Origin of the sequence: Bradyrhizobium sp. 197 (genome assembly GCF_023073375.1) — a bacterium.
GTDB lineage: Bacteria > Pseudomonadota > Alphaproteobacteria > Rhizobiales > Xanthobacteraceae > Bradyrhizobium.
In genome coordinates, this window is record NZ_JADPJJ010000100.1 from 213,324 (window position 1) to 226,112 (window position 12,789).

Annotated in this window: 12 protein-coding genes and 2 pseudogenes; 9 read left to right on the forward strand and 5 right to left on the reverse strand. The window is 64.6% G+C overall.

Translation table 11 applies throughout. The features are described 5' to 3' along the window. The first annotated feature begins 6 nt into the window (after positions 1 to 6). Positions 7 to 1,449 carry a nitrogen regulation protein NR(I) gene (ntrC, locus tag IVB27_RS24240; protein ID WP_007610301.1) on the forward strand — a complete coding sequence of 481 codons (1,443 nt, stop codon included), beginning with the start codon at positions 7 to 9 and terminating at the stop codon, positions 1,447 to 1,449. A 169-nt stretch (positions 1,450 to 1,618) separates the two neighbouring features. Here ntrC and IVB27_RS24245 read toward each other — a convergent pair whose 3' ends face one another. Continuing rightward, the gene (locus IVB27_RS24245) at positions 1,619 to 1,765 is read right to left on the reverse strand and encodes a hypothetical protein (RefSeq protein ID WP_247353393.1); all 147 of its coding nucleotides are present in this window, start codon (positions 1,763 to 1,765) and stop codon (positions 1,619 to 1,621) included. A 183-nt stretch (positions 1,766 to 1,948) separates the two neighbouring features. Here IVB27_RS24245 and IVB27_RS24250 point away from each other — a divergent pair, with 183 nt between their 5' ends. The 4 genes from IVB27_RS24250 to hflX all read left to right on the forward strand — a co-directional run bounded on the left by IVB27_RS24250 (position 1,949) and on the right by hflX (position 7,605). Beyond that, positions 1,949 to 4,342, forward strand: coding sequence for a sensor histidine kinase (locus IVB27_RS24250; protein WP_247445692.1), 2,394 nt, complete (start codon positions 1,949 to 1,951; stop codon positions 4,340 to 4,342). Positions 4,343 to 4,359: 17 nt separating this feature from the next. After that, positions 4,360 to 5,730 (forward strand): nitrogen assimilation response regulator NtrX, encoded by a 1,371-nt coding sequence (ntrX, locus tag IVB27_RS24255; RefSeq protein WP_247445693.1) that lies wholly within the window; start codon positions 4,360 to 4,362, stop codon positions 5,728 to 5,730. 238 nt (positions 5,731 to 5,968) lie between these two features. Further along, positions 5,969 to 6,214 (forward strand): RNA chaperone Hfq, encoded by a 246-nt coding sequence (hfq, locus tag IVB27_RS24260; RefSeq protein WP_247353387.1) that lies wholly within the window; start codon positions 5,969 to 5,971, stop codon positions 6,212 to 6,214. A gap of 11 nt (positions 6,215 to 6,225) precedes the next feature. Continuing rightward, positions 6,226 to 7,605 (forward strand): GTPase HflX, encoded by a 1,380-nt coding sequence (gene hflX, locus IVB27_RS24265; protein WP_247445694.1) that lies wholly within the window; start codon positions 6,226 to 6,228, stop codon positions 7,603 to 7,605. A gap of 138 nt (positions 7,606 to 7,743) precedes the next feature. Here the strand turns inward: hflX and mazG are convergent, their stop codons facing one another. Next, the gene (mazG, locus tag IVB27_RS24270) at positions 7,744 to 8,595 is read right to left on the reverse strand and encodes a nucleoside triphosphate pyrophosphohydrolase (protein WP_247445695.1); all 852 of its coding nucleotides are present in this window, start codon (positions 8,593 to 8,595) and stop codon (positions 7,744 to 7,746) included. 126 nt (positions 8,596 to 8,721) lie between these two features. Between mazG and queC the strand changes: the two genes are divergently transcribed. Continuing rightward, complete coding sequence (gene queC, locus IVB27_RS24275; protein ID WP_247445696.1) at positions 8,722 to 9,435, forward strand: 7-cyano-7-deazaguanine synthase QueC; 714 nt, start codon at positions 8,722 to 8,724, stop codon at positions 9,433 to 9,435. Positions 9,436 to 9,618: 183 nt separating this feature from the next. Here the strand turns inward: queC and IVB27_RS24280 are convergent, their stop codons facing one another. From IVB27_RS24280 to nthA, 3 genes are read right to left on the reverse strand one after another with little or no spacing between them, the layout of a single operon-like run. Beyond that, positions 9,619 to 9,996, reverse strand: a complete 378-nt coding sequence (locus IVB27_RS24280) for a nitrile hydratase accessory protein (protein WP_247445697.1) — start codon at positions 9,994 to 9,996, stop codon at positions 9,619 to 9,621. Beyond that, positions 9,996 to 10,655 carry a nitrile hydratase subunit beta gene (nthB, locus tag IVB27_RS24285; protein ID WP_247445698.1) on the reverse strand — a complete coding sequence of 220 codons (660 nt, stop codon included), beginning with the start codon at positions 10,653 to 10,655 and terminating at the stop codon, positions 9,996 to 9,998. Before nthB ends, IVB27_RS24280 begins: the two co-directional genes overlap by 1 nt. Then, entirely contained in the window at positions 10,652 to 11,278 is a 627-nt protein-coding gene (gene nthA / locus IVB27_RS24290) for a nitrile hydratase subunit alpha (RefSeq protein ID WP_247445699.1), read from the reverse strand. The genes nthB and nthA overlap by 4 nt, the downstream gene beginning before the upstream one ends. 62 nt (positions 11,279 to 11,340) lie before the next feature. Between nthA and IVB27_RS24295 the strand changes: the two genes are divergently transcribed. The 3 genes and pseudogenes from IVB27_RS24295 to IVB27_RS24305 form a co-directional block, all read left to right on the forward strand. Next, positions 11,341 to 12,099, forward strand: a complete 759-nt coding sequence (locus IVB27_RS24295) for a PA4824 family protein (RefSeq protein WP_249811695.1) — start codon at positions 11,341 to 11,343, stop codon at positions 12,097 to 12,099. 90 nt (positions 12,100 to 12,189) lie between these two features. Further along, a pseudogene (locus IVB27_RS43675) lies at positions 12,190 to 12,312 on the forward strand (enoyl-CoA hydratase/isomerase family protein); the annotation flags it as partial. 110 nt (positions 12,313 to 12,422) lie between these two features. Next, a pseudogene (locus tag IVB27_RS24305) lies at positions 12,423 to 12,569 on the forward strand (anion permease); the annotation flags it as partial. Between the last annotated feature and the right edge of the window lie 220 nt (positions 12,570 to 12,789).

The window sequence follows — 12,789 nt, forward strand, 5'->3', positions numbered from 1 at the left end:
TCAACGATGCCCGCAGGTAGCATTCTCGTAGCTGATGACGACACCGCCATCCGCACGGTTCTTAATCAGGCCCTGTCGCGGGCCGGATACGAAGTCAGGCTCACCGGCAATGCCGCGACGCTGTGGCGCTGGGTCAGCCAGGGAGAGGGTGATCTCGTCATCACCGACGTAGTGATGCCCGACGAGAACGCATTCGACCTGTTGCCGCGGATCAAGAAGATGCGGCCGAATTTGCCTGTTATCGTCATGAGCGCACAGAACACCTTCATGACGGCGATCCGCGCCTCCGAGCGCGGCGCCTATGAATATCTGCCAAAGCCCTTCGACCTGAAGGAGCTGATCGCCATCGTCGGCCGTGCGTTGGCCGAGCCGAAGGAACGGGTCTCGACGCCGAACGAGGACGCCGAGATGGAGGCGATCCCGCTGGTCGGCCGCTCGCCGGCGATGCAGGAAATCTATCGCGTGCTGGCGCGCCTGATGCAGACCGACCTCACCGTGATGATCACGGGCGAGTCCGGCACCGGCAAGGAGCTGGTGGCGCGCGCGCTGCATGATTACGGCAAGCGCCGCAACGGCCCGTTCGTCGCGGTCAACATGGCGGCGATCCCGCGCGACCTCATCGAGTCCGAACTGTTCGGCCATGAGCGCGGCGCCTTCACCGGCGCCAACACCCGCGCCTCCGGCCGGTTCGAGCAGGCCGAAGGCGGCACGCTGTTCCTCGACGAGATCGGCGACATGCCGATGGAGGCGCAGACCCGCCTGCTGCGCGTGCTCCAGCAGGGCGAATACACCACCGTCGGCGGCCGCACCCCGATCAAGACCGACGTGCGCATTGTCGCTGCCTCCAACAAGGATTTGCGCGTCCTGATCCAGCAGGGCCTGTTCCGCGAAGATCTGTTCTTCCGCCTCAACGTCGTGCCGCTGCGGCTGCCGCCCTTGCGCGAGCGCATCGAGGACCTGCCGGATCTCATCCGCCATTTCTTCGCGCTCGCCGAGAAGGACGGCCTGCCGCCGAAAAAGCTCGACACGCTGGCGCTGGAGCGGATGAAGCAGCACCGCTGGCCGGGCAACGTGCGCGAGCTCGAAAACCTGGCGCGGCGCCTCGCGGCGCTCTATCCGCAGGACGTGATCACCGGCTCCGTCATCGACGGCGAGTTGGCGCCACCCACGGTCAGCCCGGGTGCCGCAGTCCAGCATGGCGTCGACAATCTCGGCGGCGCGGTGGAGGCGTATCTCTCCTCGCACTTCCAGGGCTTCCCGAACGGCGTGCCGCCGCCGGGCCTCTATCACCGCATCCTCAAGGAGATCGAGGTGCCGCTGCTCACGGCCGCGCTCGCCGCCACCCGCGGCAACCAGATACGCGCCGCCGATCTGCTCGGCCTCAACCGCAACACGCTGCGGAAGAAGATCCGGGATCTCGATATCCAGGTTTATCGAAGCGGGGGCTAGCTTTCCCGGAACGGACGGTGGCTCAGCTCCCCCTACCAAAGAGAGCTGAGCCTGTCCGGATCGCGCTGGCCGTTATGGCTGACGCGGTGGGCAGAAGTCCTGATTGGACCGAAATGTTCCGCTGGAACATTGAAAATGGTCATTCAGCCGCGGGATGCGGCCTCACACACTATCTGACAAGCCGGCCTGTCATCGGCATCATGCTGGCGACATTCGCCGGCGGCACCTGCAAGCCGGGGCCGTTGACCAGGAGGTCAGCGGCCACAATCAGCAGCAGCACGGCCGACACCATCATTGCGAGATAGAACTTGTCCATGCCCGGTTAAGCCGCTGGGCCGGAAAACCGTTCCCGCAAGCGAGGTCTTGCGACAGCGGCCTGTGGATGCGCCGGTCGGTCGCTGCCTGGACGCCGCGGAATTGTCGCAATTCGGCAACAATGTGGTACGAATACATCAGTATCCGCCCGCCGCGGATCCCGTTTTCAGCACCCATTGCCGGAATGACCAGCGCAGAGACCTCGGCCGCATCCTTTGACACGGCCCCAGCGGAAGAGCCCCGGCGTTGGTCGGCGCGACGCTGGCTGGCGCCGTTCGCCGTGGCGCTGGCGCTGCTGTCGGCGTTCCTGACCTTCATGGTCCTGACCGGCCTCACTTCAATCGAGCCAACGCCGGCGGTTGTCCGCTCGTTCTATCTGATCAATGCGGGCACGATCCTGCTGCTGGTCGGCATCATCATCCGCGAGCTCTGGCAGCTGATCCTGGCGCGGCGGCGGGGCAGGGCGGCGGCGCGACTCCATGTCCAGATCGTCAGCCTGTTCTCGATCGTGGCGGTGCTGCCGGCGGTGCTGGTCGCCGTCGTCGCCAACGTCACCATCGAGCGCGGCCTCGACCGCCTGTTCTCCGGACCGACCAAGGAGGTGATCCAGAACTCGCTGACGATCGCGCGGGCCTACATGCAGGACCATGCGCAGCTGATCCGCGGCGACATCCTCGGCATGGCCAACGACATCGCCCACGCCCGGCCGCTCTACGATCAGGATCGCCGCTCGTTTCGCGAGCTGCTGACGTCCAGCGCCGCCTCGCGCAACCTGCCGGGCGCGATGATCATCGACAAGAACACCAACATTCTCGAATCCGCCGACACCGGCATGCGGCTGGCCTATTCGCCGCCGGCGCCGGACTTCCTCAGCAACGTCAACGAATCCGAGCCCGAGATCGCGGTGCTGCCCGATGCGAGCTTCGTCGCCGCGGTGGTTCGCTTGCGTGCCTTCAGCGACACCTTCCTCTATGTCGCGCGGCCGCTCGATCCGAACGTCGTCAACCAGCTCAAGCAGACCGAGCTCAGCGTCGCCGAATACGCCCAGATCGAGTCGCGCCGGCTCGGCATCCAGGTCGCCTTCGCACTGATGTTCGCGGTGATCGCGCTGACAATCCTCATGGCCTCGGTGATCATCGGCCTCAACTTCGCCAACTCGCTGGTCTCGCCGATCCGGCGGTTGATGAACGCGGCCCAGACGGTCTCGACCGGCGATCTCCATGTGAAAGTGCCGGTGCACCAATCGGAAGGCGATCTCGCCCAGTTGGGTGAGACTTTCAACAAGATGACGCAGGAATTGCGCAGCCAGCGCGACGAGCTCGTCAACGCCAGCGACCTCATCGACAGCCGCCGCCGCTTCATCGAAGCCGTGCTGTCCTCCGCAAGCGCCGGCATTATCGGCGTCGATACCTCAGGCAGCGTTGGCATCCTCAACCGGTCCGCGGAAAAGCTGATCGGGCACTCCGAAGCCGAGACGCTCGGCCATCCGCTCTCCGACGTGCTGCCCGAGCTCGAAGAGATGATGAAGACGGCGCGGGAAGGGACCCAGCGCCTGGTGCAGGGCCAGATCACGATTACGCGTGACGGGCAGGAACGCAATCTGTCGGTCCGCGTCAGCGCCGAGAAGACCAGCCAGCCGCACGACAGCTACATCATCACGCTCGACGACATCACCGATCTAGTCTCGGCGCAGCGCACCTCGGCCTGGGGCGACGTCGCGCGCCGCATCGCCCACGAGATCAAGAACCCGCTGACGCCGATCCAGCTCTCCGCCGAGCGCATCCGCCGCAAATTCGGCAAGGACATCACCGAGGGCAAGGACAAGCAGATCTTCGAACAGTGCACCGACACCATCGTGCGCCAGGTCGACGATATCCGCCGCATGGTCGACGAGTTCTCGCGCTTTGCGCGGATGCCGAAGCCGGTGATGGAGGGCGAGGACGTCGTGGACACCGTGCGGCAGGCGGTGTTCCTGATGAAGGTCGCCCATCCGGAGATCGATATCGAGGCCGAGTTCAAGGAAGACCCGCTGCGCGCCCAGTTCGACCGGCGGCTGATCTCGCAGGCGGTCACCAACATCGTCAAGAACGCCACCGAGGCGATCGAGCAGGTCCCCCTGGAGGAGCTCGGCAAAGGCCGGATCGACGTCGTGGCGTCGCGCGAGGGCGAGGACGTGCTGATCGACGTCGTCGACAACGGCATCGGCCTGCCCAAGGTGGCGCGCTCGCGCCTCCTCGAGCCCTATGTGACAACACGCGCCAAGGGCACCGGCCTTGGGCTCGCGATCGTCGGCCGCGTGCTGGAAGACCATGGCGGGCGCATCGAACTGAAGGACGCCTCCGACTTCCGCGAGGGCCAGCGCGGCGCCTGGATGCGGATGCGTTTTGCGGTCTCCGGCACTCCCGCGAAAAGCGAGGGGGCCGAACCGGTGACCGCGGCAACGACCAAGCCGGACATCAGGGAAACGGTCACGGAATCCGTCAAGGATATGGAAACAAAAGAGCCGGCCACTGAAACCAAAGAGCCGGCTGAAAAGACCAATGATTCAACGAAAACCGAAGCCTCAACAGGCAGCTGAGAAAACAGGCGCGACCCATGGCAAGTGAAATTCTGATTGTCGATGATGAGGCCGATATTCGGGATCTCGTTGCGGGCATCCTCGAAGACGAGGGGTTCGTGACCCGGACCGCGCGCGACAGCGATACGGCGCTCGCCGAGATCGCCAACCGCAGGCCGCATCTGGTGTTTCTCGACATCTGGCTGCAGGGCTCCAAGCTCGACGGCTTGCAGCTGCTGGAGCAGGTCAAGAAGGACAACCCCGATCTGCCGGTCGTGATGATCTCCGGCCACGGCAACATCGAAACCGCGGTCGCCGCGATCAAGCGCGGCGCCTACGATTTCATCGAGAAGCCGTTCAAGACCGACCGGCTGATCCTGGTCGCCACCAGAGCGCTGGAGAACTCGCGGCTCAAGCGCGAGGTCAAGGAGCTGAAGCAGCTCGCGCCGAGTGCAAGCTCGCTCGTCGGCCGCTCGCCCAGCATGAACCAGCTGCGCCAGACTATCGAGCGTGCGGCCAAGGCCAACAGCCGCATCCTGATCGTCGGCCCCGCCGGTGCCGGCAAGGAGCTGACCGCACGCACGCTGCACACGGCCTCGGGCCGTGCCGAAGGCCCCTTCGTCGTCATCAACGCCGCGGCGATCACGCCCGAACGGATGGAGCACGAGCTGTTCGGCATCGAGCAGTCCAACGGCGAGCACGCGCGCAAGTCCGGCGCGCTCGAAGAGGCCCATGGCGGCACGCTGTTTATCGACGAGATCGCGGACATGCCGCGAGAAACCCAGAACAAGATCTTGCGCGTGCTGGTCGAGCAGTCGTTTCAGCGCGTCGGCGGCAACGGCAAGGTGCAGGTCGACGTCCGCATCATCTCCTCCACCGCGCGCAATCTGGAAGAGGAGATCGCGGGCGGCCATTTCCGCGAGGACCTCTATCATCGGCTCTCGGTGGTGCCGATCCGCGTGCCCGCGCTGTCGGAGCGTCGTGAGGACATTCCGGAATTGATCGATTACTTCATGGAGCAGATTTCGGCGGGCAGCGGCCTCCCCAAGCGCCAGATCGGGCAAGACGCGATGGCGGTGCTGCAGTCGCATGTCTGGCCCGGCAATGTGCGTCAGCTCCGCAACAACGTTGAGAGAGTCATGATTCTGGCGGCGGGCGGCCCGGAGATCATCATCACCGCCGACATGCTGCCGCAGGACGTCGGCTCCATGGTTCCGGCGATGCCGACCAGCAACAATGGCGAGCACATCATGGGCCTGCCGCTGCGCGAAGCGCGCGAAGTGTTCGAGCGCGACTATTTGATTGCACAGATCAGCCGTTTTTCAGGAAATATTTCTCGCACGGCCGAGTTTGTTGGCATGGAACGCTCGGCGTTGCACCGGAAATTGAAGGCGCTCGGTGTCGGCTGACGCCGCGACGTGGCGGAGATAGGCGAGGAAAATCATCGATTTCCGTAGTTTTTCGGAGCCATACGGCGTGGGCTGGCGCGTGAAGCGGCTTGCCTAATAAGCCCACCTGTCCTCTAATCGCACCGCTGTTCCTTCCGAGGGGGATCTCATGAGGGACGGCAACCGGGAGAGGCGCCGAATTTCAGAAAGAGGGCCGCAACCGGCGCAATAAAAAGAAACTCAAAGCGAGAAAAAAACAATGGCGGCAGACCGCGCACAAAACCTGCAGGACACCTTCCTTAATCACGTTCGCAAAACTAAAACGCCACTGACGATCTTTCTGGTCAACGGAGTGAAGCTCCAGGGCATCGTGACCTGGTTCGACAATTTCTGTTTGCTGCTTCGGCGCGACGGTCACTCGCAGCTCGTCTACAAGCACGCGATCTCGACCATCATGCCGGGCGCTCCGATCCAGTTGTTCGAAGGCGGCGAGGAGCCGGCTTGAGAGTGATCTGATTGGAACCCCGGAATTTCGACGGGGATGCCGACCGTCCGCGGTCGGCAGGGGCCAAGCAAACGGGGCGGGTGCTTGTCATCGGCCCCTACTTGCGGGTGCGCGCGGGTGGTGCCGACGCGCAATCGGAAAGCCATATCCTGCGTGACGCCCAGGCCCGGCTCGATGAAGCCGCCGGCCTCGCGCGCGCGATCGATCTCGTCGTTGCCGACGCCATCATCACGCCGATCAACCAGATCAGGCCCGCGACTTACATCGGCAAGGGCAAGGTCGAGGAGATGGCCGGGCTGATCAAGAGCCTTGATGTCGAGCTCGTGGTGATGGATTGCGCGCTGGCACCGATCCAGCAGCGCAATCTCGAGAAGGAATTGCAGGCCAAGGTGCTCGACCGCACGGGCCTCATTCTGGAGATCTTCGGTCGCCGCGCCAAGACCAAGGAAGGTTCGCTCCAGGTCGAGCTCGCGCATCTCAACTACCAGCGCTCGCGCCTCGTCCGCTCCTGGACCCATCTCGAGCGCCAGCGCGGCGGCTTTGGATTCATGGGCGGTCCCGGCGAGACGCAGATCGAAGCCGACCGCCGCCTGATCCAGGAGCGCATTTCCAAGCTCGAGGGCGAACTGAAGAAGGTGCAGGCGACGCGGCGTCTGCATCGTGCAGGACGCCAGCGTGTGCCGTATCGCGTGGTCGCGCTGGTCGGCTACACCAATGCCGGCAAGTCGACGCTGTTCAACCGCCTGACCCGCGCCGATGTGCAGGCGGCCGACATGCTGTTCGCCACGCTCGACCCGACCCTGCGCGCGCTCACCCTGCCGCACGGCGGCAAGGCGATGCTGTCCGATACCGTCGGCTTCATCTCCAACCTGCCGACGCAACTCGTCGCCGCCTTCCGCGCCACGCTGGAAGAGGTGCTGGAGGCCGACGTCATCCTGCATGTGCGTGACATCTCGCACGACGACGCCGAGGCGCAGCAGAGCGACGTCGACGCCGTGCTGCGCCAGCTTGGCATCAATCCTGATGACTCAGGCCGCATCATTGAAGTCTGGAACAAGATCGACCGTTACGACGCCGAGCAGCGCGAAGAGCTTTTGAACATCGCTGCGCGCAGGCCGGAAGACCACCCGGCGATGCTGGTCTCGGCGGTGTCAGGCGAGGGCGTCGACGCACTTCTTGCCGCTATCGAGGAACGGCTCGCCTCAAAACGCACCACGCTCGACCTTTCGATCGACGCGGCCGATGGCGCCGGCATCAGCTGGCTGCACCGCAATGCCGAGGTGTTGGTGAAGGAACTGCACGACGGCCGCTTCGACATGACGGTGCGGGTGGACGAGACCAAGCGGGACATCGTGGTGAACCGGTTCGACGCCGTGCCGCGCGTGGCGTGATCTCTCCCACGTCGTCCCGGACAAGGGCGCCCCAAGCGCGCGCAGATCCGCGGCCCTTATCCACAGGAAGCAATTTGGTGCGCGGCATTAGTCGCGTCGTATCTCGAACCAGGTGCGATCCCAAACACGACATTGGACTTAGCGGCTGGCTTCCTTGCGTCCCTCTGACGCCGGCGTCTCCTCGGCCTTCGCCGCATTCCACAGCGCGTCCATCTCTTCCAGCGACGCCTGCTCCAGCGCTCGCCCCTGCGCTTCCAGCGCCCGTTCGATATAGGCAAAGCGCCGCTCGAACTTCGCGTTGGTCGCGCGCAGCGCGGCCTCCGGGTCGGCATCGACATGGCGGGCGAGGTTGACCAGCGCAAACATCAGGTCGCCGGTTTCCTCCGCGATCTCATGCTTGTCGTTGCGGTCGAGGGCGGCCTCGATTTCGTCGGCTTCCTCGCGGATTTTTGCCAGCACCGCGCGCGGGTCGTTCCAGTCGAAGCCGACGGTCGAGGCCTTGCGCTGAAGCTCCATGGCGCGCGTCAGCGCCGGTTGGCCGGCCTTCACGCCTGACATCAGCGATTTGTGCGAAATCTCTTCCGGTGGCCGGCGTGCGGCGCGCTCGGCCTTCTCCTCGGCCTTGATGCGGTCCCAGACTTCCTTGACGTGGGAGGAGGCGAGGTTACCGTCCTTGTCTACGAAAACGTGAGGATGGCGCCGGATCATCTTGCGGGTGATGGCCTCGACGACATCTCCAAAAGCGAACGCATTCTGCTCCTCGGCCATCCGGGCGTGGAACACCACCTGCAACAGGAGGTCGCCGAGCTCTTCGCAGAGATCGTCGAGATCGCCGCGGCCGATGGCCTCGACCACCTCATAGGCTTCCTCGATCGTGTAGGGCGCGATGGTCGCAAAATTCTGCTCGAGGTCCCAGGGGCAGCCGGTCACCGGCGTGCGCAGCGCCGCCATGATCTCGATCAGGCGTGAAATGTCGCGGGAGGGGGTCATTGCGGGGCAGTCTCCAGGCTCTCAAGCCTTATGCCAAAAGCGGGCCGCCGTTCCCAGCGTAGCGCGACGGAACAGGCCGATTTCCACCGATTGGCGGCCGAGGTGCGCAATGCTAAAGCGCGGACCATGAGCGACGCATTTTCACCAGAAACCGCGCTGGTGCTGTTTTCCGGCGGCCAGGATTCCACCACCTGCCTCGCCTGGGCGCTGAACCGCTTTGCGCGCGTGGAAACGCTGGGGTTCGATTACCGCCAGCGCCACGCCATCGAGCTGGCCTGCCGCGACCAGCTGTTCGACGGCATCAGGGGCTTGCGCGCGGATTGGGCCGCAAAACTCGGCGAGAGCCACACGCTGTCGATCCCGACGCTGGCGGACGTGTCCGAGACGGCACTGACGCGCGATGTCGCGATCGCGATGGGTGCCGACGGCCTGCCCAACACCTTCGTGCCCGGCCGCAATCTGGTGTTTCTGACGTTCGCCGCGGCGCTGGCCTACAGGCGCGGCATCACCCACATCGTCGGCGGCATGTGCGAGACCGACTATTCCGGCTATCCCGATTGCCGCGACGACACCATCCGCGCCATGCAGGCCGCGTTGTCGCTGGGCATGGCCCGCAAGTTCGAGCTGCATACGCCGCTGATGTGGATCGACAAGGCGGCGACGTGGCAGCTCGCGCACGATCTCGGCGGCGAGGGGCTGGTTGACCTCATCCGCGAGCAGTCGCACACCTGCTATCTCGGCGAACGCGGCGCGCAGCACGATTGGGGCTATGGCTGCGGCGAGTGCCCGGCGTGCAGCCTGCGGGCGAAGGGGTGGCGGGAGTATGTGGCGGGACGGTAGCGCGTCTCGCCTCTCTCGCGCCCCGGACGCAGCGCAGCGCTCCTTCAGCGGTGCGCTGCAGAGCCGGGGCCCATCCATCATAGCTTATCGTGTTGCCATCTGGGTCCCGGCTCTGCGCCGCAACGCTTAGGCGTTGCAGCTTGTCCGGGACACGAAGTCCTCGCAATGACGGCGTGGCGCGAGCTAGCCAAAATCTTCCTGCTTTAGCTCGATCGGCTTGCCGTGAGGCGTGCGATCAGCCGCATAGTCCCATGCGTCGCGGTAGCGGTGCAGCGTTTCCGCAGACGCAACGCCCTTGCGCGCGACGAGGCCTTCCAGCGTGGCGAGCCAGTGCAGATAGTAGGTCTCGCCGGTGTCAGGATCGCCGGCGACCTGGGCGCGCTTGATTTCGGAGGCCAGGGCTGCTGCCCATTCGGGCCAGGTGAACACGCCGCGGTCATGCAGCGTCAACGCCATCGCGAAGGCATGCGCCTCCCAGGGGGCGCGGAACACCGGGCCGTTGTCGTCGCGGGGAATGCTCGGTATGGCCGCAGTTGCTGCGGCCGCGGCCGTGCTGCTCATCACGCCGGGTCCAGATAGGGCTCGAAGGCGTCGATCGACACCTTCAAGGCCGGATCACCGTCCGCGCCCCAGAGATCGCGGCCCTCGAACACCACCGTGTAGAGCCATTGCGGATTTTCGCCGAGCTCCATCGCCGCCGAATCCGGAAACACCCGACAGCCGTGGTTCAGCTCGACGACACCGACATGGCCGCGGACATAGCGCGGCAGCCGCGTGTGCGTGGCCGGATGAATGTTTTTCGCGCGCACGCGGTCGCCGATCCTGAATTTCTCCGGCGCCGGAGCAGGGCGGGCGAACTTGCCGCGCACCATGGTGCGCTCGACATTGTCGCGCTCCAGCCTGCCGTGCTTGAGCGCCTTTGCGGGTTGCATCGCATGGCCGGCGGCGACCTCCTCCCTTGTGAGGTAGCCCTTCTCGATCAGCATCGCCTCGAGCCCGAGGAACCATTTCTTGTAATAGGAGCTCGACAGGTACACGTGCGGCGGCAGCGTCTCGCGATAGAAGCGCGAGGTGTCGATATTGAAGGCACCGGCCGCGCCCATCGCGCGCACCATCGCCAGCACCCGCGACTCCCATTCCGCATGGAACACCGGCTCGTTCGGCTCCGGCTCGACCTTGCCGAATCCGTCCATGCCGCCCATGTCGTGCACGCCGTTCATGACGGCGCTCCCGGCGTTTTGGGAAAGCCGGTGCCGATCATGGAATCACGCGTGACGAGTTCGGCGAGCTGTTCCTCGCTCCAGCCGTCCGTGCCGTCGGGGCGCATCGGCAGCACCAGGAAGCGTGTCTCCGCGGTGGAGTCCCAAACTCGAATTTCCATGTCCTTCGGCAGCGTGACGTCGAAATCGGCGAGCACGCCGCGCGGGTCCTTGACTGCGCGAGAGCGGTAGGGCGCGGCCTTGTACCAGACCGGCGGCAGCCCCAGCATTTCCCAGGGGTAGCAGGAGCACAGCGTGCACACGACCATGTTGTGACGCTGCGGCGTGTTCTCGACCACGACGAGATGGTCGCCGACGCGGCTGACATGGCCTAGCGTGCCGATCGCCTTGGAGCCGTCTTCCAGCAGCGCCTGCTTGAACGCGGGATCAGTCCAGGCCTTGGCGACGACGCGCGCGCCGTTATGCGGGCCGATCCTGGTCTCATAGGCCTGGATGATGGCGTCGAGCGCTGCCGGCTCGACATAGCCTTTTTCGGTCAGGATGGTTTCGAGCGCGCGTACGCGAAGCTCGGTCTCCGACAGCTCGGAATGGTCGTGATCGTGGTGATGATGATGTTCGCTCATGGGGCAAAGATAGTCCCAGAATCCGGGCGTTGTCGAGACGAAGACTCTGCTAACATCGCACCATGGGCTGGGCTGTGAGAACCGGAATAGCCGCCGCAATCGCGGCTTTTGGCGCATTCGCGGCGCAGGATGCGCGCGCCGCGAATGGCGCCTATGCAGTCGATGCCGCCGACATTTCCGAGGTCGGCTCCTGCAAAGTGGAAAGCTGGATGTCGACTGCTTCCAACACGGATTTTTCGGCGGTCGCCAATCCCTCCTGTGTCGTCGATCCCTTCAGGCCGATCGAGCTGAGCCTGCAGACCATCCGGGCCCGGAGCGATGGCGACTGGAGCACGACGGTCGCTCCAAAAGCCAAGACGAACTTCGTCCCGACCGGAATAGGCCGGTGGGGCTTGTCAGCGTATGGCGGCGGATCATTCGACGCGGCGAGCGGCGATGCCATGTCCGCCTTTGTCGTCATCCCCGCGACCTTCCGCCTGTCGGAGACCATGCGCATCAACGTCAATGGCGGCTGGCTGTGGGATCGCACGGTCGATCGTCATTACCTGACCTACGGCGTCGGCTTCGATTGGAAATTCACCGACACGTTGCAATGGACGATCGAAGCTTACGGGCAAGCTGGCGCTTCCGAGATCGCAAGCGTCGTCCAGCCGCGTTTCCAGACCGGCGTCCGCTACCGGCCGAACGAGATATTCTCCGTCGACGTGATCTACGGCCGCAACATCACCGGCGAAAGCGGCAACTGGATCACCATCGGGACCACGGTCCGGTTTCCGGTCCGCGGCAGCGAGCCCGAGCACCACCGCACCGGGCATTTGTGAGCACCAAGAAAACCAAGAACAGGGAAGGTTGCGTTGTCTGACTATGTGAAGATCGAGAAGGGCCTCGGGCCGGAGGGGCGGATTGCGGTGGTGCGGTTCGACCGCGGCGACGGCATCAACGCGCTTTCGCCGGAGGCGCTGCGCCAGCTCACCGCAGCCGCGCGCAGTTTTGAGGCTGACGCCGCAACCTCTGTCGTGGTGCTGACAGGCAGCGCGGACGCGTTCAGCGCCGGGTTCGACCTCAAGGATGTCGAAGGGCGCTCGCGCAAGGACATGGACCTCGGCGCGCTGCGGCGGCATCTCAATCTCGGACCGCGCTTGACTCGCCTTACGCGACGGGACCGGCGCCGATATATTTCGGCAGCGGCTATATCGGGAAGGGCCAGTTCTGGGGCTTTGGGCTGATCTTCGGAGCGCTCTATTTCGCGGGGCTCCTGCTGATCGTCCTGCCCTGGTTGCAGGTCCATTGAGCCAGGCCGGAGGCCGATACCCCGGCAGATGAATTTTCTTCGGCGGGACGGGATTTGGAAAACTTCGTCCAACTCCTCGCAAATATGTGACATTGCAAGAGAGACCTGAAAGGGCGATGTGCGTGCTGCGATGCAGCGCGCTCCACGCGAGCCCTCATCTTTCATTCTCCGTCGCTTGATGCGACCCGGTTCCCGGATGCCCCAGAGGCAAGCGGAACAA

Bases quoted from the DNA above. Each gene is read 5' to 3' on its own strand.
- ntrC (WP_007610301.1), top strand. From the start codon at position 7: ATGCCCGCAGGTAGCATTCTCGTAGCTGATGACGACACCGCCATCCGC.
- IVB27_RS24295 (WP_249811695.1), top strand. From the start codon at position 11,341: ATGGGCTGGGCTGTGAGAACCGGAATAGCCGCCGCAATCGCGGCTTTT.
- IVB27_RS24245 (WP_247353393.1), bottom strand. From the start codon at position 1,765: ATGGACAAGTTCTATCTCGCAATGATGGTGTCGGCCGTGCTGCTGCTG.
- mazG (WP_247445695.1), bottom strand. From the start codon at position 8,595: ATGACCCCCTCCCGCGACATTTCACGCCTGATCGAGATCATGGCGGCG.
- IVB27_RS24250 (WP_247445692.1), top strand. From the start codon at position 1,949: ATGACCAGCGCAGAGACCTCGGCCGCATCCTTTGACACGGCCCCAGCG.
- ntrX (WP_247445693.1), top strand. From the start codon at position 4,360: ATGGCAAGTGAAATTCTGATTGTCGATGATGAGGCCGATATTCGGGAT.
- nthA (WP_247445699.1), bottom strand. From the start codon at position 11,278: ATGAGCGAACATCATCATCACCACGATCACGACCATTCCGAGCTGTCG.
- queC (WP_247445696.1), top strand. From the start codon at position 8,722: ATGAGCGACGCATTTTCACCAGAAACCGCGCTGGTGCTGTTTTCCGGC.
- hfq (WP_247353387.1), top strand. From the start codon at position 5,969: ATGGCGGCAGACCGCGCACAAAACCTGCAGGACACCTTCCTTAATCAC.
- IVB27_RS24280 (WP_247445697.1), bottom strand. From the start codon at position 9,996: ATGAGCAGCACGGCCGCGGCCGCAGCAACTGCGGCCATACCGAGCATT.
- nthB (WP_247445698.1), bottom strand. From the start codon at position 10,655: ATGAACGGCGTGCACGACATGGGCGGCATGGACGGATTCGGCAAGGTC.